The organism is Lapidilactobacillus salsurivasis (assembly GCF_054785215.1).
This window is the reverse complement of record NZ_BAAABI010000004.1, coordinates 93595-118957: the sequence shown is the minus strand read 5'-3', so window position 1 is coordinate 118957 and position 25363 is coordinate 93595. Positions and strand designations below refer to the sequence as shown.

At 50.6% G+C, this 25363-nt stretch carries 24 protein-coding genes; 10 read left to right on the top strand and 14 right to left on the bottom strand.

The window, feature by feature from the left end; genetic code table 11:
• Window positions 1–462 precede the first annotated feature (462 nt).
• On the top strand, window positions 463–1719 hold the full coding sequence (locus tag ACYVSB_RS06395) for a methionine gamma-lyase family protein (RefSeq protein WP_125598315.1): 1257 nt from the start codon (window positions 463–465) through the stop codon (window positions 1717–1719).
• A 336-nt stretch (window positions 1720–2055) separates the two neighbouring features.
• Window positions 2056–3321, top strand: a complete 1266-nt coding sequence (locus ACYVSB_RS06390; protein WP_461218812.1) for an MBL fold metallo-hydrolase — start codon at window positions 2056–2058, stop codon at window positions 3319–3321.
• Between the two features lie 147 nt (window positions 3322–3468).
• Here ACYVSB_RS06390 and ACYVSB_RS06385 read toward each other — a convergent pair whose 3' ends face one another.
• The 7 genes from ACYVSB_RS06385 to secG form a co-directional block, all read right to left on the bottom strand.
• Window positions 3469–3963, bottom strand: a complete 495-nt coding sequence (locus ACYVSB_RS06385; protein WP_461218811.1) for a hypothetical protein — start codon at window positions 3961–3963, stop codon at window positions 3469–3471.
• A 135-nt stretch (window positions 3964–4098) separates the two neighbouring features.
• On the bottom strand, window positions 4099–5190 hold the full coding sequence (locus tag ACYVSB_RS06380; protein ID WP_461218810.1) for an LCP family glycopolymer transferase: 1092 nt from the start codon (window positions 5188–5190) through the stop codon (window positions 4099–4101).
• A gap of 275 nt (window positions 5191–5465) precedes the next feature.
• On the bottom strand, window positions 5466–5927 hold the full coding sequence (smpB, locus tag ACYVSB_RS06375; RefSeq protein ID WP_125598674.1) for an SsrA-binding protein SmpB: 462 nt from the start codon (window positions 5925–5927) through the stop codon (window positions 5466–5468).
• Between the two features lie 45 nt (window positions 5928–5972).
• On the bottom strand, window positions 5973–8414 hold the full coding sequence (gene rnr / locus ACYVSB_RS06370) for a ribonuclease R (RefSeq protein ID WP_461218809.1): 2442 nt from the start codon (window positions 8412–8414) through the stop codon (window positions 5973–5975).
• 63 nt (window positions 8415–8477) lie between these two features.
• Window positions 8478–8666, bottom strand: coding sequence for a hypothetical protein (locus tag ACYVSB_RS06365; protein ID WP_461218808.1), 189 nt, complete (start codon window positions 8664–8666; stop codon window positions 8478–8480).
• Window positions 8667–8861: 195 nt separating this feature from the next.
• On the bottom strand, window positions 8862–9605 hold the full coding sequence (locus tag ACYVSB_RS06360) for an alpha/beta hydrolase (protein ID WP_461218807.1): 744 nt from the start codon (window positions 9603–9605) through the stop codon (window positions 8862–8864).
• A 96-nt stretch (window positions 9606–9701) separates the two neighbouring features.
• A complete protein-coding gene (gene secG, locus ACYVSB_RS06355; protein ID WP_125598295.1) occupies window positions 9702–9938 on the bottom strand; it encodes a preprotein translocase subunit SecG in 237 nt (78 codons plus the stop codon).
• Window positions 9939–10328: 390 nt separating this feature from the next.
• Here secG and ACYVSB_RS06350 point away from each other — a divergent pair, with 390 nt between their 5' ends.
• Window positions 10329–10985 (top strand): cell surface protein, encoded by a 657-nt coding sequence (locus tag ACYVSB_RS06350; RefSeq protein WP_125598292.1) that lies wholly within the window; start codon window positions 10329–10331, stop codon window positions 10983–10985.
• A gap of 154 nt (window positions 10986–11139) precedes the next feature.
• On the opposite strand, the gene ACYVSB_RS06345 is transcribed toward ACYVSB_RS06350, so the two are convergent.
• The 3 genes from ACYVSB_RS06345 to ACYVSB_RS06335 all read right to left on the bottom strand — a co-directional run bounded on the left by ACYVSB_RS06345 (window position 11140) and on the right by ACYVSB_RS06335 (window position 14659).
• The gene (locus tag ACYVSB_RS06345; protein WP_125598290.1) at window positions 11140–12072 is read right to left on the bottom strand and encodes an alpha/beta hydrolase; all 933 of its coding nucleotides are present in this window, start codon (window positions 12070–12072) and stop codon (window positions 11140–11142) included.
• Window positions 12073–12074: 2 nt separating this feature from the next.
• Window positions 12075–13328, bottom strand: coding sequence for a PTS transporter subunit EIIC (locus ACYVSB_RS06340; protein ID WP_461218806.1), 1254 nt, complete (start codon window positions 13326–13328; stop codon window positions 12075–12077).
• Window positions 13329–13483: 155 nt separating this feature from the next.
• Window positions 13484–14659: a polysaccharide deacetylase family protein gene (locus tag ACYVSB_RS06335; protein ID WP_125598284.1), complete on the bottom strand. Its 1176-nt coding sequence runs from the start codon at window positions 14657–14659 to the stop codon at window positions 13484–13486.
• 248 nt (window positions 14660–14907) lie between these two features.
• Here ACYVSB_RS06335 and ACYVSB_RS06330 point away from each other — a divergent pair, with 248 nt between their 5' ends.
• From ACYVSB_RS06330 to ACYVSB_RS06320, 3 genes are all read left to right on the top strand, one after another.
• Complete coding sequence (locus ACYVSB_RS06330; protein WP_461218805.1) at window positions 14908–15615, top strand: AzlC family ABC transporter permease; 708 nt, start codon at window positions 14908–14910, stop codon at window positions 15613–15615.
• A complete protein-coding gene (locus ACYVSB_RS06325; protein ID WP_125598278.1) occupies window positions 15602–15925 on the top strand; it encodes an AzlD domain-containing protein in 324 nt (107 codons plus the stop codon). The genes ACYVSB_RS06330 and ACYVSB_RS06325 overlap by 14 nt, the downstream gene beginning before the upstream one ends.
• Before the next feature lie 119 nt (window positions 15926–16044).
• A complete protein-coding gene (locus tag ACYVSB_RS06320; protein ID WP_125598276.1) occupies window positions 16045–16773 on the top strand; it encodes an AzlC family ABC transporter permease in 729 nt (242 codons plus the stop codon).
• Here ACYVSB_RS06320 and ACYVSB_RS06315 read toward each other — a convergent pair.
• On the bottom strand, window positions 16765–16992 hold the full coding sequence (locus tag ACYVSB_RS06315; protein WP_461218804.1) for a hypothetical protein: 228 nt from the start codon (window positions 16990–16992) through the stop codon (window positions 16765–16767). The two genes, ACYVSB_RS06320 and ACYVSB_RS06315, sit on opposite strands and share 9 nt — an antisense overlap.
• A 580-nt stretch (window positions 16993–17572) precedes the next feature.
• On the opposite strand from ACYVSB_RS06315, the gene ACYVSB_RS06310 reads away from it, so the two are divergent.
• The 4 genes from ACYVSB_RS06310 to ACYVSB_RS06295 all read left to right on the top strand — a co-directional run bounded on the left by ACYVSB_RS06310 (window position 17573) and on the right by ACYVSB_RS06295 (window position 22052).
• Complete coding sequence (locus ACYVSB_RS06310; protein ID WP_461218803.1) at window positions 17573–17719, top strand: hypothetical protein; 147 nt, start codon at window positions 17573–17575, stop codon at window positions 17717–17719.
• A 147-nt stretch (window positions 17720–17866) separates the two neighbouring features.
• Window positions 17867–18805 carry an AAA family ATPase gene (locus tag ACYVSB_RS06305; protein ID WP_461218802.1) on the top strand — a complete coding sequence of 313 codons (939 nt, stop codon included), beginning with the start codon at window positions 17867–17869 and terminating at the stop codon, window positions 18803–18805.
• Between the two features lie 3 nt (window positions 18806–18808).
• Window positions 18809–19858 (top strand): DUF58 domain-containing protein, encoded by a 1050-nt coding sequence (locus ACYVSB_RS06300; protein WP_461218801.1) that lies wholly within the window; start codon window positions 18809–18811, stop codon window positions 19856–19858.
• On the top strand, window positions 19842–22052 hold the full coding sequence (locus ACYVSB_RS06295; RefSeq protein WP_461218800.1) for a DUF4129 domain-containing transglutaminase family protein: 2211 nt from the start codon (window positions 19842–19844) through the stop codon (window positions 22050–22052). Before ACYVSB_RS06300 ends, ACYVSB_RS06295 begins: the two co-directional genes overlap by 17 nt.
• 223 nt (window positions 22053–22275) lie before the next feature.
• Here the strand turns inward: ACYVSB_RS06295 and ACYVSB_RS06290 are convergent, their stop codons facing one another.
• The 3 genes from ACYVSB_RS06290 to ACYVSB_RS06280 form a co-directional block, all read right to left on the bottom strand.
• Window positions 22276–22899 (bottom strand): YitT family protein, encoded by a 624-nt coding sequence (locus tag ACYVSB_RS06290; RefSeq protein ID WP_461218799.1) that lies wholly within the window; start codon window positions 22897–22899, stop codon window positions 22276–22278.
• A gap of 383 nt (window positions 22900–23282) precedes the next feature.
• Window positions 23283–24518, bottom strand: a complete 1236-nt coding sequence (locus ACYVSB_RS06285) for an ABC transporter substrate-binding protein (RefSeq protein WP_461218798.1) — start codon at window positions 24516–24518, stop codon at window positions 23283–23285.
• Between the two features lie 27 nt (window positions 24519–24545).
• Window positions 24546–25358 (bottom strand): carbohydrate ABC transporter permease, encoded by an 813-nt coding sequence (locus tag ACYVSB_RS06280; protein WP_461218797.1) that lies wholly within the window; start codon window positions 25356–25358, stop codon window positions 24546–24548.
• Window positions 25359–25363 lie beyond the last annotated feature (5 nt).

Below are 25363 nucleotides of genomic sequence, written 5' to 3'. Positions count from 1 at the left end.
CAAAAGTCTGGGCATTGACGGATCTAGGCAGAAAAAGCGCTGGGTGCCTAACCTGCTGGCCTATGGTGTTGCTCATTTGAACCCAGCTGGCGAGAATTGCCCCTCTGCCCCACCCTGTTGATTCATTGACCTTCAAATCGCAGTTCAGAGCGAGCTTTCGGTCAAGCTTCTGATCAAGCTCTCAGTCAAACTTTCGCTCAAGCCGCGGATCAAGGTCCCAGTCAAGCCTCCAATCAAAATTTCCCATCGAGATCCAGGTCAACACGCTGATAGCGTTTCCCAACATCCTGTAAAAAAAGCATTCGGGACTGTTGACCAGGCCCATTTTCCCACGTAAATTCTAGAATTTACCCTACACATCTGCGGTAAAATCAGTATACTTAAGAAGAAGACTTGAGACGAATCCAATTCGATGATTCGCTTTGAGTGATGGTAACAAATCAGTTGTAGGAGGAATTTATTGTGAGTTGGAAAGATTCGATCGATCCTAAATTATTGGCGATCGTCGCCCAGGTCGATCAAAAAATCGCGCCTCGTTTGGCAGCCTTGGATGACCAAATTCTTGATAATCAGGCGAAGGTGCTCCACGCCTTTCAAGACCATCGCGTTTCAGAGGCCCACTTAAATGGGACGACAGGCTATGGTAATTATGATGAAGGTCGCGACACGCTAGAAGCCATTTACGCGGATGTTCTGGGTGGTGAGGCCGCTTTGGTTCGTCCTCAGTTCGTGTCGGGAACCCACGCGATCGGAACCGCCCTCTTAGGTCTGACACGCCCTGGCGATGAAATCCTATATATCACAGGTGAGCCTTACGACACTTTGCAAGAAGTGCTCGGCATGAGCGGTAATGGCATCGGTAGTGCTAAAGAGTATGGAATCGCGGCTAATTATGTGCCGTTGCAAGACAATGGCGAAGTCGATTTCCCTGCGGTCAAAGCAGCCCTCACTGACAAAACTAAGCTCGTCGTGATTCAACGTTCTTGTGGTTACGCCACGCGGAAATCATTCACGATCGCTAAAATCAAAGAGATGGTTGACTTCGTGCGCGGTCTCAAACCTGACGTCTGGATTTTCGCCGACAACGCGTACGGCGAGTTCTCAGAAACCTTGGAACCTCTTGATGTGGGCGTTGATATCATGGCCGGCTCACTGATCAAGAATGGCGGCGGCGGTTTGGCCAAAACTGGTGGTTATGTTGTCGGCCGCAAAGATCTCGTGGAGCGGGTCAGTTATCGCTTTACTGTGCCTGGCATCGGTGGTGAAGAAGGCGCGACTTACGGCTATTTATTGGATATGTTTGAAGGCTTTTTCGTCGCACCGCAAACTGTGGGGAATGCTATTAAAGGGGCGATTTTCGAAGCAGCGCTACTCGCGGAATTAGGACTGAGTGTTTCGCCAGAGTGGCAGGAGCCGCGGACAGACTTGATTCAAACCGTCAACTTCGGTAATAAAGCCGATATGGTCAAATTCGCCAAAGCAATCCAACAAAGCTCGCCCGTTGATTCCTATGTGGAACCGATTCCCGAACAAATGGCCGGTTACGAAGACGAAGTGATCATGGCTGCCGGAACCTTTATCTCTGGCTCAACCATTGAGTTCTCTGGTGATGGCCCGATTCGGCCGCCATACACGCTCTATCTTCAAGGTGGGTTGACTTACGCCCATATTAAGCTGGGCATCATTCAGGCCGCTGAAAGCACCTTCTATCAGCATTAACTCGCTAGTGAGATCGTCAGTCACCGCTGATTCTCACGACTTCGCGACTAAGACCTGACAATGGCTATTTGGCGCTGAGAATACAAGCTTGGCAATTGATTCTTGCCGATCGTCACGATTGCGATCGCCAACTGTTAAACACCCCCATTCAGAACGAGAACGATCTGAGTGGGGGTGTTTGCCTCTAGCGCACAGTTCGCGGCAATTTCGAAACGAGCTTGGCTTTGATTTTTTTGGCGGGATCACGCCAGTAAAGGTTGCTCTTCCGAATAAATAAGTCTCGCTTTTTGCAAAGGGTTGCGTTACACTGTTGTGTTACCGTAAGGGGGAAAACAAATGACCACATTGCGTTTCTTAAATGGCACCACCACGATTGGTGGGAATATCGTTGAATTTGTCCAAGGGGATAGCCGCGTTCTGATGGATTTCGGGATGGTTGCCTCAATGGGCACGAAAACCGTCACTGAAGCGATGGCGGACCACACTTTGCCCCACTTGCCTGATCTGCTTTTACCGGATCAGCCGGCTCTTTTCCGCCATCAAGCCATCTTTATTTCCCATCTCCATCTGGATCATATGGGCGCTTTACGCTATTTACAGAATCACGAGATTCCCATTTACCTGTCACCGGACGCGCTGAAACTTTATCAAATCTTGATTGCCCAAGGCGTCGAACCGCCGATTGCTAATCTTCATCCCCTGACGCTGGGCCAACCGCTCACCATTGGCAGCCTAACAGTTACTGGGATGTTAAGCGATCACGATACGATTGGCGCCCTGGCCTTGCTGGTGGACGATGGGCAGCATCGCTTTGTTCATTCCGGCGATGTTCGCCTCAATGGCCCCCATCCAGAGCGGGTGGCCGCTTGGTCTGATCAGGTCAAGAACAACCTTGATGTTTATTTAAGCGAAGCCACTACTTATAGTTTTACTAGCGAGCAACCGCAAATGATCCAGAATGGTCACCATGAGCATCCTTACAGCGAGGGCGACTTGCCGGCGGCTCTTCGCGCACAAGCCCAGGAAACGCCTGGACTACTCGTGGTCAATCCTTATCCACGCAACGTTGAACGGCTGATTGCCTTCAATCAGGCCGCACGCCAAAGTCACCGGCCGATTCTATGGGAACCAGAATTTGCGCAGATCATCGGGGCTTTCGCGCCTGATGAACCGCTCAACGTCATTAGTGCGACGCCGTTGGACCAAGCCAACACCACGGTCTATTCTTGGGCTGAAGTGCAGCGGCGATTAGCGGCGGATCCACGAGAGTTTATTTTGCATAATTCTTGGGCCCACTTGCAGCGCTTGACGGCCTTTACTAGTGGGACCTATCTCCACAGTAATGGCGAACCGCTGGGTGACTATGACCCCCGCTTCGCAACCTTACAAACTTTCCTGGCGGAACACCACTATCAGATCATTCCCTTTGGTGCTAGTGGTCACGCTCGACGTGAAGACCTCTTGACCTTAGCCGAGAAAATCAACGCCCGCCGCACCGTACCTTGGCACAGTTTCAAGCCAGAACGGATGGCCGACTTGCTCTATCAAACGCGGACTGAACCCTGGCTGCCCGAGACGGACATTTATTATCGTTTCGACTAGGCTAACTGATCAAACGCTATACAAGCAAAATCTATTCAATGATCTACCAAAAAAACCTAGTGATCTCCGGAGTATGAACGAATCCAGAGTCACTAGGTTTTTTAGGTCTAAAATTTTTCAGCGTTTAGCGCTGGCAAATAGTGAAACTCACTGATGTCCACGCTGTTTCAGTCCCGTCACTGGCCAATAAATCAGCGCGAACAGGCCGCCGATCAACAACCACAAACAAGCCAGAACCAACTCGCCACAAAAGGTAAAAACATGATCCAACCAGGTCAGTCGAACACCTGGTGATTGTGGTGTTGCGCTAGCTGGCGCCTCGGTTGTGGACGCAGTTGTAGGAGCAGTCGGTGTCACAGTTGCTGTCGACTGGTCCGAGGTTGGCCGACTGGTCGTTGCGGCCGCCGAATGCATCCCAGTCTTTGACCGGGCTTTTGCTTCACGCCGCCGCCGCCAATAACGCTGCCCCAGCCAGTGGGCCCAAGGTACGCCGGCGCCATAACTGATCAACAGGTAAAGATCCGTCCAGCGCGGGCGCCAGTCAAAGCCACTGGTTTGCTTCAAATGCGTAAACAGCAGCAAGACGAGCAGTGCGGGTAATGTTTTGAATAATGTTTGGCGATAACGCTGCTTAGTCAACAAGAATGCTCCCTCCAAAGTTCCCGTGCGCACCAATCAGATCAGTCAGCACGTTTTCAAAAAAAAGCCCGACCCGGCCACGTTTGCCCAGATCAAGCTTGACCATCCGCATTTTCGGATCGAGCGCATCGGTCCGCCTTAATTACTTAATGGATAAATCGTATAATTCTGATTGATCGTCGGATTTTCAAAAATAAAACCACTTTGTCCATTCAGCGCATTTTCTTTCGTGACCGCATTATCCAACGTCTCCTGGGACAACTCCAGTTCACTGCGGATCGCATCGGAGTTCCGCTGCAATTCCGCGGTTGGCGCGACTTGGATCGCGGCGGAATTAGCCCAAGCATTGACGCCCTTGATGTAATCACTGGAAACCGTCTTCGCCGCTACCCGATAGTTTTTGAAAATATCGATCATTTGATCCGTGGTGAAATTAGTCTGCATATTCGCCGAAATCGCATTCAATAACTTGGTGAAATTTGCAATCGTCCCAACCGAACTGGCTGATTTCACGATTGCGGTGATCACTTGTCGCTGCCGTTTCTGGCGCCCATAGTCGTTCTCAGGATCATCTTTCCGCATCCGCGCATAATCCAGCGCCTGCTGTCCATTAAGGTGCATCTGCCCTTTCTTAAAGGAAGAACCGTTATAGGCAAAGTCGAAGGCCACCTCGACATCAACACCACCAACAGCATCAACGATCTGTTTGAGTCCACTCATATTAATTGAAACATAATAAGTCAGCGGCACGTTCAGCAACGATGAAACTGAGGCCAGAGCCATTTTAGAGCCGCCAATATTATTGGCAGCATTGATCCGGCGGAAATTAAAACTAGCGGCCCCAACCATTTCTGCCAAAGTATCGCGGGGAATACTTGTCAGGGTGGTCTTCTTCGTGCTTTGGTTAACCGTCGCCACAATCATCGTATCTGAGTTACCATTGACTTCGGTCCGACCTTCATCGCCAGTATCGGTGCCCAACAACAATACCCCTAATGGATCGCGCTTCGCCAGGGTAACACTGGCCTTCTTTTCCTTCTTCGTGTCAACCGAAGAATAAGTTTTATCCAAAGCACTTTTAGCTTGAATATACATATGGACACCGTAAGAGGCGCCAGCAAATAAAATGACGATGACCGTCAATAAAATCCATTTCAGAACATGGTGGGACTTTTTCCCCGTTGTCCCCGCCTGCGCCTTTAATCGATCGCGTCGAGCGTGTTTTGCCATTTGATTCACCCTATCTCTGCCCGCCAAGTCCCATTTCAGCCTTGATCTCGCCAGAATTGCCCCCTGGCCACGTCCTTGACAGTCGCTTTTATCGCTCGCATGAGCGAATTATTGTTTGATAACTGACATTCAGTATATCATGATTCACTGATCAAAATTCGCTTTTTTTCATAATTTATTCTTAAACACGTGAAATGCACTGCAATTATCCGCACCCCGTCACCCGGTGCCAAAAAACAAAATCACCGACATGCTTAGCACATCGGTGATCGTCATTAAAAGTTATTTTTCAAAACGCGCTGCAATTCGCGATTTTGCTCGCGCCGTTTGATAGTTTCGCGCTTGTCATATTCGTGTTTCCCGGTGGCTACACCAATCAACACCTTGGCAAACCCGTGTTTCAAATAAACCTTGAGTGGGACAACGGTGACCCCTTTGTCCTTCACGATGCCAGCCAATTTCGCTAGTTCCCGCTTATGCAACAACAGCTTGCGGTTGCGCAAGGGATCGTGATTGAACTGGTTGCCCGCCTCATAAGGACTGATGTGGACGTTTTCCAACCAAAGCTCACCCTGACGCAATTGGGCGAACCCGTCCTTCAGATTGATTTTCCCGGCGCGAACCGACTTGATCTCAGTCCCGGTCAAAACCAAACCAGCCTCATAAGTCTCGCCAATATTATAATCGTGGGAGGCCTTGCGGTTAGTCGCGACTTGATTCCGTGGTTTCTCTTTCATTTTAGCCAAATTGAACACCACCTTTTTACAAAAATCAGTTAACGCCTAGTGCCGACCTTGGTTAGCGTTGGCAGTGCGGCGCTCATATTTATTGCCATTTCCGCCTTGCCGCCGCTCGTACTTGTTGCCATTGCTGGACGAACGACGCCCTTGACCGCGATTATTTTGGTTGCCACCGCGACCGTTTTGATTACCGCCACGACGATCGTTATTGCCGCCAGCACGCTGACCGGCGCCGCGACTACCGCTGAATCCTGCTGATTTGGGCTTTTCATTCTCGGGAAGAAAATCTGCTGGCGTATCTTGCCCAGCGATAATAAAGTCGATCTGGCCTTGATCAGGATCAGCCCGTAACACTTTGACCTGGATCTCTTGGCCAATCTTGAACGTATTATGAGTCCGCGAGCCGGTCAAGGTCATTTGTTTCTCGTCATAATCGTAGTAATCATCACGTAAGTTCGAAATATGGATCAAACCTTCGACTGTATTCTCTAGGGAAACGAACATCCCGAACTTGGTAACGGAAGCAATCACGCCCGGGAATTCTTGACCGACCTTGGACATCATGTATTGCGCCTTCTTCAGGTCATCTACATCACGTTCCGTATCGATCGAACGCCGCTCCTGTTCAGAGGTGAACGTCGCGATTTCTGGTAACTTCTCATGCCATTTTTCTTTATTGGCCTCAGTTTTACCAACCGCCGCGTAGCTGTGGATCAAACGATGAACGATCAAATCCGGATAACGCCGGATCGGTGAGGTAAAGTGGGTGTAATATTGCGCACCGATCCCAAAGTGGCCCAATTGATCCATCGAATAATGGGCCTGCTTCATACTCCGCAATAACATGGTGGTGACCACCATTTCTTCCGGTGTCCCAGCAACTTTGGCCAGCGCTTTTTGCAATTCGATCGGCTTAATATCGTCCGCCGCGCCATGACCGACAATGCCAAAAGCAGAAACGAATTCGAAGAAGTTCTTGACCTTTTCTCCATCTGGCGTTTCGTGGACCCGATAGAGAAACGGTACTTGCGCCTTGCTGAAATGTTCAGCGACGGTTTCATTGGCCGCCAGCATGAAGGATTCGATCATCCGTTCAGAAGTGCCCCGGTCCCGCAAAATAATATCGATCGGCCAACCTTTTTCATCGACTTTGATCGACGCTTCGGTTTCTTCAAAATCAATGGCGCCCCGATCATGCCGCTTCTTGAATAGAATTTTGTGCAACTCGGCCATCAAATCTAACATCGGAACTAATTTAGCGTACTCTTCTCGTAATTTAGGATCCTGGTCGGTGACGATCTTATTGACGTTGTTATAGGTCAACCGCGCCTTCGAGCGGATCACGCTAGGATAAATTTCATGATTGACAACCCGGCCATGGCCATCAATTTCCATGTCACAGGTCAACGCCAGCCGATCCTCGTTGGGATTTAAAGAACAGATCCCGTTGGAAAGCCGGAAGGGCAGCATCGGGATCACCCGGTCGGTCAAATACGTACTTGTTCCCCGCGCATAGGCTTCTTCGTCGAGCGGTGTGTCTTCACGAACATAGTAACTCACGTCAGCGATATGGACACCCAAGTGGTAATTGCCATTCGGTAAACGCCAAGCCGTGACCGCGTCATCAAAGTCCTTGGAATCATCGCCGTCAATGGTCACGACCATTTGATCGGTAATATTGCGCCGATTGACCCGATCCTGGGGCAGCAATTCGTCAGGAACTTGTTCAGATTGTTTGATCACTTCATCCGGAAAATCGACCCGTAAACCGTGTTGATAAACCAAGGATAAAATATCAACGCCTGGATCGTTTTTGTTCCCCAGGGTTTGCATGGCGATCCCGAGCATCCGAGTGGGGTAATCTTCGCTAGGATATTCGGTGATCTCAACTTGGACCATGTCACCGGCTTGAGGATGGATCCCCGTGTCCTTGATCATCACTGGATAGTTCGCCAATTTCTTGTCATGACTGCGGACACTGCCTAAAAGTCCGGTCCGCGCCACTTGGGCGTCACTGGCCGGCGTGAACTCGCCAACCAACTGGGTCATGCCATGTTCGGTGATCTCCAGGATCTCACCTTCCGGGCCTTTGCCATTCCAAGGATTGGCCGCCTTAACGATTCGAACTTTGACCGTGTCACCTTGCAGCGCGTGGGCGGTCTTGAATTTAGGAATGAAAACATCAGGCACTTGCTCGGTGCTGGCTGGATCTTGTTCCAAGCGCACAAAGCCAAAGCCTTTATCATTGGCGGAGAAACGCCCGCTAACTTCTTCCGAAGTTGGTTTCAGTTTGAAACGGCCACCATTATTAACGTCAACAATACCCTCACCTTCTAAGGTCGCCAGGACCTTGACCACGCGTTTGAAGGAAGTTGAGCCTTTTAATTTCAAAATATCATTGATGTCTTGAACACCATATTTACGATTGGGGTTATTACGGAAGATCTCCAATACTTCCGCGGTTAAAAAATCTGTTTGTGTCATCGAATACCTCATTTCACTCATTCATTATTGTCTTATTTCATTTTATCACGGCGTAACGCCTTTTTAACGATAATTACCTTGTTTTGTCAAACCGTCGCTGGGTTGTGTGTGGCCGATGAGCTCGCTGTTCCGTTTCAATATTGGCCGCGGGCTGCGTTGCGTGTGGCGGGTGAGCTCGCTGTGGGCGTCACTTTGAGCTTCGCAAAGTACGCGAATCTCAAAGCTGAGCCTTGGTCTTAGTGGCTTTGCCACTTAGACAAAGACCTGATTTTGAGACAAGCCGCGTTCTTTGCGGATTGGCTCAAAACAGCGTCCACTGCGTTCCAGCCACCACAAACGCCCTGAGGCGGCTGTGTCACCACCAAACCCAACAAATCTGCAATCAAGCGGAACAGGCAAATACAGAAACCGCACTTTTCAAATCGGCTTCAAACGATGCCCATTGCGCTACAGACCCGCCAAAAAAGTCAAAATATCCTGCTCCAACTGCCGATGTGCCGAATTGACCGTCAAAACATGCCCCGCCTCAGGGTACCAATGAAAATCAACCAATGCTGGTGGTAAAGCCGCCTGCAAACGCAGACCCGCCTGGGAATCGATCAGTTGATCGGCGCCGCCCTGAGCAACAAAAAACGGATTGGAATCTGAAGTTAGTTCTGCTTGTAACGGCGTAATGAACGCCTGCACCTCAGCTAACTGCCGCGGCAATAATTCTTGGACCTTTTTTAGGCGAGTCGCCACACGATCAGCCGGAAGTCCTGTTAGTTGATAAATTTTACGCGCGTAGTTTAGAAACTCAGGCCCGATCCGTGAGAAATCGGTAGTCATAATCGGGGCGCTGATCGTACCACCGGCGCAAACACCTGGCTGTTCCAGAACAGCTCTGGTGGCGAAAACACCGCCTAAGGATAAACCGAAAACGGCTATGCGTTGATAGCCTTGCTCCTGCAAAAAAGCCAGACCACGTTGAGTATCGGCCCACCAAGTATCGGGACTGCCTTGGGTCAAAATATCCAAAGGTTCCGCCGTCGCATGGCCTGCCAAATGCGGCACATTAACACCATAACCAGCCCGATTCAGCGCCTGGGCCAGCAAGCGCATATCACTGGAACTGCCCGTATACGCGTGTAAAAGTAAAACGCCAGTGGCTTTGGTCCCCGGCAAATAAAGGGGTTGGGGCCATTTCTTCACCATCGTTGCTCCTATCTAACCGCAGCGAACCCGCCAGCGATTCGGTCAAAATGCTAATAAAAAGGCCCCTGCTGATCGCAGGAGCCTGACCATCGATTAATGTGAGGACAAGTAAACCAAGATGAGCGCTAGCACGAAAAAGATCACACCAAGGACCGCTGTGACCCGCTCCATGACCGCTTCAAACCCACGCTTCTTGGTTTGGCCAAAGAGTTCGCCGCCACTACCAGACAAGGCGTTCAGGGCATCTTGTTGTTTAGATGGTTGCATCATGACTGCGATAATGATCGCAATCGAGTCAATGATCAGTAAAATCTGAATAATATTATACACGTCGTTGCCTCCGGACAAATTCCTGTAATTCTTACTCATACCACTCTATCATAGATGACCCAACATTTCCAGCAAAAGTTGACCATTCTCACAAATGGCCCGACGATTGAAAGCCATTGAACCTTCGTCCCCGATTGCTGATCCAACAGCACGAACACGCCGCTGTCAAACTGCAAAACAAACAATGAGATTATTTTGCAGCACTACCTACTCTCAAGCATCCCGACCATAACCGTTCGTTGACATTAAAGCGTTTTCGCACTATTATTTATTTGTGAGTACTGAACAAGATTTCACTTTGCGGGTAACTTGACCGAGTCACGGTCGCGGTCCATTTGACTAGTTGCGTCGTCACAGTTTGTGACCTTTTTGAATCAAGGGAGGTTCGCCATGAAAGAGAACAAGCTTAAGTTCGGATTGATCACCTTGTTAACAGTGGTCAGTTTAGTTGCCGTAAGTCATGGTTTGGATCGTTATAACGCGAGTAAGATCCCGGAAAATCCACCGACCCATACCATTCAGGGTGATTATAACATTAATGTCACCGACCCCAAGGCGGTAGTTGGTTCGGGAAATTACGTCTTTGTCGGCAAGGTCACCGAATTGACAGGAACAACTTATGAAGACAAGGTGCCGCTGGAGCGCGCAAATGGTTCCGTCGAATATGTTGGTTCCGCTTATACCCAGTATCAAGTCAAGGTTTTGACCAATTTGAAGAACAAGTTGATCACGAACAAGCCGATCAACCTCGCCAAACAAGGTGGCCTGCGGGAAGACAAGACTGCTTACGACTTGTTTGAAAATGATACCTTACCCCAAGCGGGCAAGACTTATTTATTCATCGCCTACACCCAGCAGGATGGTTCATTATTGGTTTCGGGACCAAATTCGAATGTTCTCCTTGATGATGACGCCAGCAAGACCGATTCAGTGGCTAAAATCAAAACAACTTCAGTTTACCAAAAATATGTCCGCGCCGTTGCTCAGCAAACGCCGGATCCTGATATTGAACCGCTTGTTTCCGATTATGATGTCAGCCGACAGTAATCGCCCGCTCAAGCGATCGTTGTAATCAGCAAACGTCCCTGATTTTTCGTCATGAAAAGTCAGGGACGTTTTTTTGTTGCCGCATTGACGGCGCCAGTATCGACCTCAGTCGCGGTTCCGCCGTGCTCTATTGACCAATTGCCTGTTTGCCGGGTCACTGACCGTTAGCGTCATTTTCTAAACTATTCGTCGGATCGGCATCGTGATAGGTTCGCGTCGTGGTCTTCTTAGTCGGCGCCTTGACTGGATCCAATAAATAGCGGGTCATCAACTCAATGATCTGGGGATTGGCCAAAAGTTCGGAATGCTGGGCCATTTTCCCAGTCACGGTGATCTGCGTGTATTGCGCCGCCTGACCCTGATAGATGTACTTACCCGCCGCCACACTCTTGATCGGCACGATACTATCATTATCATAATTCTCCGTTCCGGCGACAGAGTAAACAACCAAATTCTCGGGAATCGCGCTCCGGTCTTTAATGAAGTCAGCCAGCATTTGCGTTTTCCGACTGGTGGAGTTTTCGGCGAAATTATACGGCGTACCCACGGTCATCAAACGTTTCATGGTGATTTGATCGTCCTTGAAATAATGCTCCAAGAAGTCGGTGTAGATCAAGCCGCCATTGGAATGACCGAAGCCCTTGAAATTGTTGAAATTATACTTCTTGGTCAGTTGCGTGAAGGCCTGCCCGAACAACTTCGCTTGTTGCTTGATATTATCATAACCATCATCATTGTTCTCAAAGCCGACCACGATAAAAGGTTCCCGATCATTGGGCCGAATCGCGCCGGTCGCTTTGATGGTCCCATCGGTGTAAATATGCAGCCGCAACAAGCTATGATTTTGATGATCGGTTTTGTTGATGGTCGTGATCAGATCATCGAAGCGACTTTCATTCGCGCTGCTCCCGGGGATCATGATCACCGGCGACATTTTGGCGTTGTGACGGGTGGCCATTTGCTTAACATTCGCCTGCGTCCACGAATAGGACGGCCAGGCCAGCCCGACGATCAGCAATAAGAACAAGCCCAAGAACAACCAGTGCCAGACCGCTTTCGGCCATTGACGGATCTTCTGAAATGCCATGCTCACATCGCCTCTTCTCGCAAATGCTGGTTCACATTCTCGGCTAAGCGGATAAACGGCCAGTACAGGCACACATCCACCACCAACAAGCCAATGCCAAACAACAGCGCCGGAACATTACCGTTGGTTCCAATAAAGGCGACCAGCGGCCCCGGCGTCCCCGCTGGCACCGGATAGACCACTGGCGGCATCCAATGAAGTGCGATCGCGCCGGCGGCCAACCCCATATTGACCAACGGAATCAAGGTAAAGGGCAAGAAGAACAGCGGGTTCAACAGAATCGGAATGCCCAACATTGTCGGCAAACTGGCATTAAAAATCGCCGGGAAGAAACTCCACTGCGCCACCAAACGCGAATTACGATTGCGACTAAGCAGAATCAGCCCGATCAATAAGGCCAACAGCGCGCCCGTCCCGCCAAAAGTCCCAAAACTATGATACAACGACAAGGCGGTATATGGGTGAGGCGCATGCCAACTGCTCCCCTGACTCAACGCCGTATCCAAGTTATCCCAAATCTCGATCTCCGAAATTTTACTGGTGTACGCCAGAGGACCGGTAAACCCAAACCAACCTAGAACCGTCGTCAAAAGCGCGGCGCCAAACGTAATCGGCAAACTGGCTTTTTGATTGGCCAGGTCCTGGACTCCGGTGGTGATATACTGATCGATCTTCGCGTAGCGCAACAGCGCGAACCCAGTATGGAGCGCCAAGGCCCAAAATAGCGTGATCGCGATTGGCCGCATCGCCAGAAAGGCCCGATTCAAAATCAAAGCAGAATCCGCAGCGGTCGCGTTCTCTGATTGGCCAAACCAACGAAATAATTGTCCCACACCATAACCGATCAACACGCCGACTAGCAGCCAATGATAATCATAGTACCGCATTTCCACGGCGATCCCCGTCTCGGTGGTGGTATGGTGGAAGAAAATCAAACAATAGCCAACCGCCCCAGTCAGGCCAGCCATCTGGTCATCTTTGTGATAATACTTGGCGGTGTACTTCGCCGCCTGAAACGCGCCGGCGACCGTCAGCATGCCCAAAGTCAGCTGGCTGATATCATCGAACAAGACGCGCAAAGCTTCATAGTGTGGCAACCATGCGTCCACATCGAAGATACTGCCGAAGAACCCACCGACAGACAAAAACGACGCGGCAAATACTTGCGCAAATGCGCCAAACAACGCAAATGGAAACAAAATGACCAAAGTCCGCTGCATGATCTGAATAAACGACAAAGATCGGACTTTGGCCAAGAAATTAACAATTCCAGTGATGGTGCCCACCTTCTCCCCAATCGTAAGTTTCCCTTACACCCCAGATTTTACAAACCTGAGCTGAAAAGTCAAGAAGTTGAGTGGGCGTTAGCGCGTGCTGATCTGCCTGCGCGCGACGTTCGCTGCCGCTGGCTTTAACTCAAAATACCAAAACGATAGCCCCGTTGCTGATAAAACTCAATGATCTGAGGTAGCGCCGCCACCGTCAACTGTTTCCCCGCGGCATCATGCATCAGAACCACCCGCACTCCATGGTCAGGGAAATAAGACAGCGAATAGGCTTGATATTGCACCATCTGCGCCACTGTTTTCGGCGCTTCCTTCGCCCCCAGCGCGTCGCCAGAAGCGGCGTTCCAATCCATCCAGTAATACCCATGTTGCCGCAAAGCCAGGTCCGCCGGCGCTAAATTTTGCCAAGACATGTGGCCACCAGGATAGCGCCAGACCCGAGTACGGAACTGCTGACCTAGATATTGCCGCAGGACCGCCTGAGTTTGTTCCGCCTCAGCCAAAATCTGCGAAGCGTTGGCGCGCCGTTTCGGATACAAGCGGCTGTAATTGTGATCAAAGCTATGAATAGCAATACCATGCCCACTCTGATACTCCTGAAGCAGCAAGGCGCGAGTGCTTTGATTGATGGCTTTGCCCACTAAGAAAAAAGTGGCGTGAACCTGATAGCGGTGCAAGATTGCCAGGATCTGCGGCGTGATCGTGGGATTAATGCCATCGTCAAACGTCAGAAAAACAGTTTTCTGCCCGATCGCGCTACCTTGACCGTACATTTGCGCCCGAACCTGCTGGACATCAAAAGCGTATTGACTAGCCGCGGCAAGATGGTTCTGTCCGGGAGCAGGCGTGACATTGGTTGGCGCTTGCGGGGTTGGATCGGCATCGTTTGCCCTAGGGGTGCTTGTGGCCCCGTCGGCATTGGCTGATGAACCAGCCGCGGCATCTGGAACGACACCGGTTGCGGACTGACTGGAAGAACTACGACCAGTTGAAGCGCTGCTTGAGCTGGAACTGGCAGCTGCTGTGCTACTGGATTTCGACCCGTGCGCTTGATGGCCACTCGATTCAGCCGCGTGCGAGTGGTCCTGGCTGGTCGGCTGTTGGCGGCTAGTTTGGTGCTGCTGTGCTGGATCGGTCTGGTTTGATTGTCCAGAGGACGTTTCCGGCGCGGAGAAATCCAACACCTGGACCATCATCAGGCCAATCAGTCCGACTAAGACGACGACGCTGAAAATTCCGATCAGCCAGCGGCCCCAATGCCGCTGGTGTTGTTGCTTAACGTGCTGTGGTCGCTTGCCCATTTTAGAGACCTCCCCATGGTTGCTTTCTCATCTTGATTATACCAAATCTAGCGCCATGCTTGGGCAATTTGGTTCAATTCGTGTCATACTTTCCAAACCGATAATTGTTTACTTATTCAGTGGAAAGGACCAGCCAGTCACTCACCAAAAAATATTCCAGCAAGGTTACCGGAAGCCTAGGCAGTATGGTATCATTATGCCATTACCTAAAATGTCTTTGTTGTCACCTTTCTGATAGGAGTTTGCGCATGAGTCATGACCTGGACCCCCGTACCGGTTTACGAGAAACCTTGCCGATCGTGTTCAGTTATTTCGGCATCTGCTTCGCTATTGGCGTGATTGCCCAGACAAATGGGTTTTCCCTTTGGCTGGTGCTCCTACTTTCTCTTTTCGTTTACGCCGGTTCGGTTCAATTTATCATTATTGGCATGCTGGCCAGTCACACTCCGATCCTGGCGATTTTTGGCGCGGCCTTCCTGGTCAATGCCCGGATCATCCTAATGAGCTTGACGGTGGCGCCGCATTTCGAGGAACCCAAACTGTGGAAAAACATCTTGATGGGAAGTTTATTAACTGACGAGACCTTTGCCTTGGCGATGAATAAGGCGAACTACACCGGTAGTAAGCTCACCTTTCGTTGGTTCTATCCGGCGGAGGTTCCTCCCTATTTAATGATGATCTGCGCCAGTTTCGCTGGCGCTTGGTTGGGGCGATATATTCCAAATCCTGAAAGTCTCGGACTTGATTTCGCGATCATCGCCATGTTTATTGGACTCGTTTATTTACAAATCAACGCCGACCGCACGATCGATCGCCGCCTTCAACTCCTGCTCGTGGGGTTAGTTTTACTTTTTATCTATTTTGGAATGATTTTCATTCCCGCCAACCTCTTGATTTTTGTCGTGACCTTGGTGGGATGTCCCCTAGGAGTGGTGCTTAAACATGTCTTCTTTTGAATATACCCTCATCACGATCATTGGCTGCGGTTTGATTACTTGGCTATCCCGCGTTCTCCCCTTCATTTTACTCAAAAAAATGACCCTCTCACCAGCCGTGCGCGAATTCCTTAGCTTCGTGCCGATCGTGATCATGTCGGCGCTTTGGTTCAGCAATCTGTTTACCCAAGATCTCGGTCATTTGCCCCAGTTAAATCTGGAAAACTGCCTCGCCTCGGTGCCCACACTGATCAGCGCGATCATTTCCAAAAACTTGTTGGTGATCGTGACCGTGGGCATTGTTTCGTTGGCCTTGATTCGCCTGATTTAGCTTCGGCTAGTTTCGCCATCAAACAGCACCAACCGCGCGACCATTGACGCCACACCAGGGCCGCTTGATCAACATCACCGTCAACCGGCCACACCAAGTCAATAAAAGAGGTTTCCAGCATGGATCATCAACTCGATCAACATACCGCGGTCAAAGAAACGTTGCCAACCGTGTTCGGTTATTTAGGGATCGGCATCGCGTTCGGCGTTGTCGGCCGCGCCAGTGGCTTTAGTCCCTGGTTAGTTCTTTTCATGTCGCTGTTTATTTACGCCGGCTCAGCCCAGTTTATCACCGTTAGTTTACTTGTCAGCCACAGTCCGATCATTTCCATCGTCTTAGCCACCTTTCTCGTCAATGCCCGGATGATTCTCTTAAGCTTAACGATCGCCCCCTACTTCAAACAGGCCAGTCTGGCAAAAAACATTTTCCTAGGCACCTTATTAACGGATGAAAGTTTCGCCTTAGGGATGAACAAACTTAACTTCACCCAAGGTCGCCTTAACTTTCCCTGGTTCAACACCGTCAATCTGCTGGCCTACGCGACGTGGAACATTGCCACGTTGATTGGCGCCTTGATTGGCAATTATATCGCCGACCCACAACAGTTGGGCCTGGATTTTGCGATCATCGCCATGTTTATCGGCTTACTCTATTTGCAGGTCAGCGCCGACCGTAGCCTTGCGCTGTCTTTGCAACTGCTGATGATTGGGTTGACGCTGGCATTGAGTTATTTCGGTGCTGTTTTCATTCCCAGCAATCTGCTGATTATTGTGGTGACTATTGTCGGCTGTAGCTGCGGCGTCTTCATCAAACATCGTTTCTACCCTGGCCAGACCACATCACATTGATGTGGTTTTTTTGATTGCGGGTGTTGCGCGTAAGCGCAACCGGCTGGGACTGCTGATGCGGACTGGAACGTGGTGGGCGTCGTTTGAAGCCAATCCGCAAAGTACGCGGCTTGTCTTCAAATCGAGCCTTGTCCTAAGCGGCAAAGCCGCCAAGGACAATTTCACCACTGAGCCGCGCAGTCCCAGCCGGTTGCTAGGCAGAATCGAGCTTATCTGCAATTGAAGCTAAGGATTCGACGAAGTACTTTTGCGATCCAGAGGTCAACCAATCGCCGTTTTTGAGGTGGTACAGCAATGCCAACGGATTTGGATTAGGAGGTTGGGATATTTTGCTTTGGTTGGACATCTTTATCTACTTCCTAGACAATCCTTGGTTGAAAACCGACCGATTCGGCTGATTCATCAAGACCTTGCCGCTGTTCATCAGGTAGACTGTCCTGGTGTCACCAATTTAAAGTTTGCGACCACTAACCACGGCTGTCAATTGCGTGGCTCTCCATCAATGGCGATAGCCTGCCAGTCGGCGTGAGTGCTCAAACGGCTGTTATAACGTTGAGCGGCTGGAGCGGAGAAATTCGGGGTGAGATCGCCGTGAAATTGTCCGGTTCTTTCTAAGGTTTGGCGAATAGCCTTAAAATTTATCGATAATTTAGGTCCTTGTGTTCGAAATTTGGAAAATTGTAACACTCAACATTAGATAATTAGGATGGTTGATGCGGCGATTTATCTCCTATCGCGCTAATTAATTTAGTTGAAGTATTTATTCGTTGTCTTGAAAGCCGCTAAATCAGTGTTGATTGTGTCTTCGCCAAAGTATAGAAAGAACCAATTGTCCTTGGCGGCTTCGCCGCTTAGGACAAGGCCTGATTTTGAGACAAGCCGCGCACTTTGCGGATTGGCTCAAAACAGCGCCCACAGCGAGCTCACCCCGAATTTCGCAGCGTAAGCCGCGGGCATGCTACTTTCTCCTACCACAGCGTTCCGCCACGGCAACACACGCTGCGGCCAACCTACTTTTTTACAGGAAAAGCCGGGGCTTTCACTTGTTAAAGAATAGTAAGTGTCAGATAATAAAGAAAAGGGGGTTCTGCTTATGGAAGCGACTGCGGCAAAAACATTGATTGATCAAGGAATCGACGAAATCGAACGGGTGATCGTGGGCAAGCGTGAAATCATCCAGCTGACGATCACCACTTTTCTAGCCGGCGGGCACGTACTCTTTGAGGACGTCCCTGGTGTTGGTAAAACGACATTGGCTCAGACATTGGCGAAGGTCTTTGCTGGAAGTTATCACCGCATCCAGTTCACGCCTGATTTACTGCCCGGTGACATTACCGGCGTTTCGATCTACAACCGTCACGCGAATAGTTTTGAATTTCAACAGGGGCCAATTTTCGCCACCTTCGTGCTGGCCGATGAGATCAATCGGGCGACGCCACGGACCCAATCCGCGTTGTTAGAAGCTATGGGTGAGCGAAAAGTGACCTTGGATGGGACGACCTATCCCCTCGATGATAATTTCTTCGTGCTGGCCACGCAGAACCCCAGTGATTATGAGGGGACCTACCCACTCCCTGAGGCCCAAATGGACCGTTTTCTAATGCGGTTAAGCATTGGCTATCCTGATAAGCCCGCTGAGTTAGCAATGTTGAATTTGGCCGATCGATCAGCCACTGCGCCGGAAGCGCACGAGGTAATCACGGCGGAGCAGGTTCAGGAATTGAAGGAACAAGTTCAAAAGGTTCGCTTTGCGGACTCACTTTTGGATTACCTGCTCAACATTACGACGGCGACGCGGCACGATCAGCGAATTCGTTTAGGTGTCAGTCCCCGGGGCAGCCTAGCATTGGCTGCTGCCGCTCGTGCCTATGCGTTGACTCAGGGACGCGGCTTTGTGTTGGCCGAGGACATTCAGCGGCTGACCCCGTTAGTTTTGGGACATCGACTGATTCTGCAACCGGGGATCCAACTGACCAGCGACCAAGTCTTGGCCGACTTGCTGCAGCACATTCCTGTCCCCCTGACGAGGTGAGCGATGATTTTGCGCGGACACTGGCGTCACTGGCGCCGCAACCTAGGCACCACGATTGTTTTATTATTACTCTTCATTCTTGGCCCGATTTTCAATACCCCCACCAGTTGGTTGATCACTGATTTTGCTGGGGTAACGTTGATTTTCAGCGGGTTGAGTTTGCTATGGCCGCTAACCCGGTTGAAAATCACCACCGATCCACAACCGTTAAGAGCGCATTCCCACGTGCCAATCAATCTGCGGCTTGAAGGTCCCGGTTTCTTTGCCAGTTTGGCGGTGCGCCAAGGCCAGCAGATTTACTGGCGGGGCACTTATTACGGGCGAACCCGGCAGGTGATTTGGCCGAACCACTTAGACCGGGGGATTCATCAGGAATTGCCCTTGACGCTACAGGCATGGGATCTGCTGGGCATCGCCACCAAACAACACCAGGTCCAGCTAAGCCGGCCATTGATCGTTGGTCCTGCCACAGAAGCAGGATTGAGTCAGGCATTGCTTGACGGCTTAGCTGATTTCGTCCGTCGCGCCAATGCGGATGATGCGACGCCCTCGTTTGATTTGGAATCTTTGCGTGACTACCGCCCGGGAATTCCGCTGCATTCGATTGATTGGAAAGTTTCGGCCAGACGCGATAAGACCACTGTGCGCAAGAATCGCCCTGAACAAAAGCCACAATGGGCCGGCGTGTTGCTGGGCACCCCTGGTCCCGCTTTCGAGGCACTACTGGGCGCCTTTACAACCATCGATCAGGAGACCCATCTCTGGCAACGCGGGTTCTATCTCGGCGCGAAGCCACTGATTCAGCCCAGTTGGACTCAGTTAGCCGCCTGGACAACCAGCCCTGAGTTACCCTCACAGCTGCCCGATACCTTGGAACAAACTCCGGCATTGATTGTCTTCAGCGCCACGCCCTTGACGTATGCCGCCGCTAGCGCTCACTTCCCCAAACAGAAATTGATCTTAGTTTGTGTGGCGCCAACTACTTTGACGATTAGCACCAATAAACAACAAGTTCAACTACAGTGGGAGGTGCCTCATGACCCGCGTGCTTGAAAAAACCGGCCAGGCCGCTTGTGGTTTCTGGCTGGCCTATCTTTTCCTCAAAAGCTTCCTCGCTGTTAACGAAATCGGCAATCAACAAATGCTCTGGTTTGCATTGGGAATCATGGGTGCCTTGGTGTTGATCCTGACCTTATTGCACGTCCACTGGGCACCGACTTTACTGCTCATGGCCATCGTTCAACTGTTGACGACGTGGTGGCTGCTACCCTATGACCAATCACTATCGTGGGCCTGGATGAAAACTTATTTCGGTCGCTTGAAAACGGCGATCACCACCTCATTGACCAGTGGCTCTGCTGAGTTGACGGCGACGCTCAGTGTGACCTTGGCCCTGCTAGCACTAGCGTTGATCTTCATGTTAAGCTGCTATTGGTCAAGCCCGGAGCTCAGCGTGCTAATTGTATTCAGTTATTTATTGGCGGTTCATATTTTTAATGGCAATGAGCTAACTAGCGCGACGTTACAACTAGCCTTGATTTTCTGTATCAGTCGGGCTTGGCGGCAATGGTGGGCGCCTAACCAGGGCCGGCGGTCGCTGGCGCCCCTACTGCCAATTGTCCTCGTTTTAGCAGTTTGGGGCGCGACAATCCAATTGCCCGCCATCAACACGCAATTAGCCGCTTGGTCAGCCGATTTACGGAGCCAGCTCAATCAAGTCGGTTTCTATGAAAGTATTGAACGCTATGCTCGTGGTGCCAGTCGGACGGGCTTTTCCGAAGATGATAATCAACTGGGCGGACCGCTTTACGATGATCCGACGGCCGTGGTCAAAGTTCGGGCAACACAACCGCACTATTTACGCATTCAGGTCAAAACTGACTACACAGGTCAAGGTTGGCGTAGCCCCACGAATTCCCGCTGGGTCAGCGAAGATACCCGCGCGATCCAACGTTACTTAGATGCACCGCGGGTGATCAGTGACGGCGCCGCCACAGTTGACTACGCAAACACGTCAGAAGCGGTGCGGCTAACCGCGCTGAACAATCAAGATTATATTGGCCTCCCCTATGGTCAGATCGAAATCGAAGCGATTGAACCGGGGTCCTTGGATAGTACGTTCTACGATAATTCTTCCCAGCGACTTTACGGCAATGCTAATGATGTTAAACAATTACAGCTGGGTGTGCATGCGAAGAAAATTGTCCCCGCGGAACTGGCCGCCATGGCCGCCCCGACAACGACCAACTACACTGAGGAACTGGCCCTGCCCAGCTCGTTACCGGTTCGGGTTCGCCGGTTGGCAGTCAAACTGACTGAGAAAATCCCTACCTATTATGGCAAAGTCATGGCGATTGAAGACTACTTGGCAGATTCCGCTGACTTGGTCTATTCTAAAATTGACACGCCTGCGCTCCCACAAGGTCGTGACTACGTTGATTATTTCCTATTTGATTCTCAAGTAGGGTATTGTGACAACTTTTCCACCGCGATGGTCGTATTATTGCGTAGTATTGGTATCCCGGCACGCTGGGCCAAGGGCTTCGCGCCAGGCACAGTTACCAAAACGCTTAGCGGTGATCAACGCGAATACACCGTGACCAACTCGGACGCCCACGCTTGGCCAGAAGTTTATTTCGGCGAATATGGCTGGCTCCCTTTTGAACCAACGCCTGGTTTCACCAATAGCGACGAAGTAACCACAACTACCTCGACAGCAACGAACACGGCGAATTCAAGTAGTGTCAACAGCAGTACCAGCAGTCGTGCCAGTAGCCGCAGTAAGTCCAGCTCGCAAAGACAAACCGTTAGCAGCTCAGAAGACTCGGCCACCAGCACCCGCCGCACTAAAATCACGTTTAACCTACCTGGTTGGCTGCAGTTAGTCATTTGGCTGGCACTCATCGCCTTGATCCTATTACTTTTGCCCAAAATACGACCATTGATTCTGTGGATTTGGGCCCGCCAATTCGAGCAAACAAATTTCAGTAAGTTCTATCGTTATAGTTTGCGCGGCCTCCAGCCTTGCTGGCGGCGACCGGCAAGCCAGTCACTTAGCGCCTACGCCCAAGAAATCGATCAGCACCTTGGTCTCGCGGAAACTTTCAGCCAAATCACCGAAGTTTACCAAGCGCAAACGTTTGGCCAAGAGATCCGGGCCTTACCGCCGCAAGCGCTACGCCAGTTCACCAGTGCCCTGTTACGTCGGAGTAATTGGCGCCAATTGCTGCAGCAACGGCATCATTGAACCTAAAACCGGAAATAAGACCAAAGCCGCTGGGGCTCACCACTCAACAAGATTCAACGATCCCATTGAGTGCAGAGCCGCCAGCGGCTTTTTTGATTATTGCAAGGTATTGCCTGAACGCTTGTTGAGGCGACTCGGATTTGCGGAACCCGTAACACCGTCTGTGCTGAGTGGCCGAGCTTGCCCCAATCCTGGTCACTGTCGCAACGGGGCCAATTTTGCTTCAGGCCTTTTGTTGGGGCTGACGCTCAATACGCTGTTGGTAGTGGACCAGTAACTTGTCCAACAACCAGGCGTAAACGAAGCTGAAAATCAAGCCAATCACCACCGCTTGCCAGCCATAAGTGACCAACCCCAGTAAGAGCACCACAAAATTCAAATCACGAATGATGCGGGCCACCGCCCAACGGGGTTGATGTTGATGGATGATCAAGGCCAGCACATCCATTCCCACCGTTGATGACCCCGCGCTGAGACAACAGTAGTAACCCAGGGCAATCAACCCACAGGCCAAAGCCAGATCCACCGGAAGCACCGTCGTCAATTTCAGCGGTAGCCACGAAAAGAAGGAAAAGCTACCTAAATAGCAAGCACTGCTAAACAATGATTTCAATAATGTGGCCCGACCCAAGCCCAGCCAACAAATCAGTAGCAACAAAACGGTCAAACCGTTGGTCAAGACCACAATATCCAATTTCGTCACCTTAGCCAGGACCAAAGCCAAGCTAGTGACCCCACCATTAATAATTTTGTCCGGCACCATCAATTTGGCATAGGCGATACCCAAAATGAGATTTCCTACAAAAATTTTCGCCAACTTCGGCGCTTCTTGTTTCCACGTTTGCATGAATTGACCCCACACTGTTTTTAATGAAACTTGTTCGTCGGCCGTCCAGCTAGGCTAATGCTCAGAAGCTACCCAGGCCGGCTCGCACTCTCTTTTTAAACGTGTTCACCGGCCTATCTTCTTCCGCTTAGCTACGCAACTATTCCGGAGGCAAAGTCCGGCCTCCAAAATAGTTACTAGGCTAATGCTCAGAAGCTACCCAGGCCGGCTCGCACTCTCTTTTTAAACGTGCTCACCGGCACAACATCCACCAGTATAGTCGATTCAAGGGCAGAAAGCTAGCACTGATCGTTGGATCAGTGCTAGCTAAGTGGTGCTGTCCGACAATCATTGGCCTCAAGTTGGCGGGCGCTCACCTACTGCGGTGGACGCGGCACTCAATGCTACTGGGTCTTCTTGGCCTCGGATTTGATTTTGGCCAACTTTGGTTGATAAGCCTTCAACACGGTCTTGACGTCTTTACCTTGAACACAAGTCTCTTGGAAGATATCGTTGATCAATTTATTCACGTCGGGCATGTAGGTCACATTCGGCAACGGCTGGGCGATCTTCAACGCCGCGTCGGTCGCTTGGTAATAAGGCGCCTGCCAGCCAGTCACTGTCCCGGTCACATCGGCGCGGAAGGATGGCCAGCCGTTCTTCTTGAGCAAAAGTTGCTGGACTTTTTTGCTTTCCAAATACTTGATGAATTTCAAGGCCGCCGTTTTATTCTTGGTACCCTTAACGACACCTAAGACTTCACCGCCCAAGGTTTTGACTGCCTTCTTTGGCCCCGCAAAGCCAGCGGTCGCGTGAATATCCTTTCGGCCACCATCACCAACGATAATATTGGTGGCAAAGGGCCAATTGGGCATGTAATAAACCTCATCCTTGGCTAAAAAAGTATTCGTGGTCGAGAACGTCCCCTTCAAAGTATCATCAGACAGAAAAGGCATCAATTTCTGCAAATAGGTCAAAGCCGTAATCGTGCCAGCATCATTGAGGTTCAGCGGATCCCCACCGGCACTCCGAATGAATTCGACTAGCTCGATCACATCGCCACTCATTTTGAAAGCGACGCGCCCAATCCCTTCCTTTGCCTTCAATGTTTTGGCGACGGTCAATAACTCGTCCCAATTCGTCGGTGGTTGTAGCCCGTATTTGTCGAATTTGGTTTTGTTGTAATAATTGATTTCCACGTTAGGCCGATAGGGCAAGAAGTAGGTCTTCCCGTTGAAAACGCCCACCTGCTTCTGAATCGGATAGGTGCTACTAGGAATTATTTTCGTCTGGTCACTTAGATCCGCCATATAACCGTCCGCAACCAACTGGGCCGTTGTGTTCACATCCTGCGAGATAACATCAATGTCATTCTTCTTGGCCGCGACCGAGGCTTGGAGCTTCTTCGCCACATCCGCCGCTTCCATTTGGATCGCGTTGACCTTGATGCCTGATTCCTTCTCAAAAGCCGGCAAAACATCTTGATTCATGACCTTCCATTCTTCATCGCTCAGGCCCATGGTCACATTCAAAGTTGGCGTCGCCGCTTTCTTCGTCGGGCCACCACAAGCGACCAATAGAATTAGGCTGGCCAACACGCCTACACCAACTAACCCGCGCAACCAAATTTTTTTCTTCATTTTGTTTCCCCCCAAACAAAAAGTTTGTTACTTCACCGCACCGCTTAAATATTCTGATTTGAGATAGCGCTGGAGCACGAAGGTGATCAAGATCACCGGCACCGCCAGCAAGGTTGAGTACGCCGCAGTTTCAAAGAAGCCGCCACGCTGCACATAATAGTAAACTTCCAAAGGTAAAGTTTTCGTCGTCAGAGACAAATATAAGGCGAAAGTGAATTCATTCCAGGAATTTAACCAAACATACATCGCCGCCACCGCGATTCCTTGCGCCGCCACGGGAAAGACCACGTAGCGCAGCGCCTGCATCCGATTGGCGCCATCGACCATGGCCGCCTCCTCCAACGCTTTCGGGATCGCGCTGAACGTTGACAACAGGATCCAAGCCATGAAAGGAATTTCCTCGATCAAATGCGCCATGACCAACCCGAAATCCGAGTCCACCAACCCCCACTTGGTGAAAGTAATGGCAATCGGCAACGCGATCCCCACCGTCGGAAACATTTTCGTGAAAAACAACGCCGCGATATAACCGAAGCGTACCTTGCGATTCAAACGAGAAATCGCGTACGAAGCTGGCGCGACGATCAGGGTGGCCAGCGCCATCGTCCCCGTCGCCACGATCAGGCTTTTCTCCAGCGGCGCCCAAATATTACCAGATTGAAAGACATCGCGCCAATGAGAAAAGTCGAAATGATGGATCAAGAAAGTTGGGTGTTGCGTCAATACTTCGCTAGGGCTACTGATGGAAATCTTAAAGAGCAGATAAACCGGCATCACCATTAAGGTACTGATGACCGTAATCAGGATGATCCGCCCGAAATGTAACTTGCGTGTTTTCATCATGA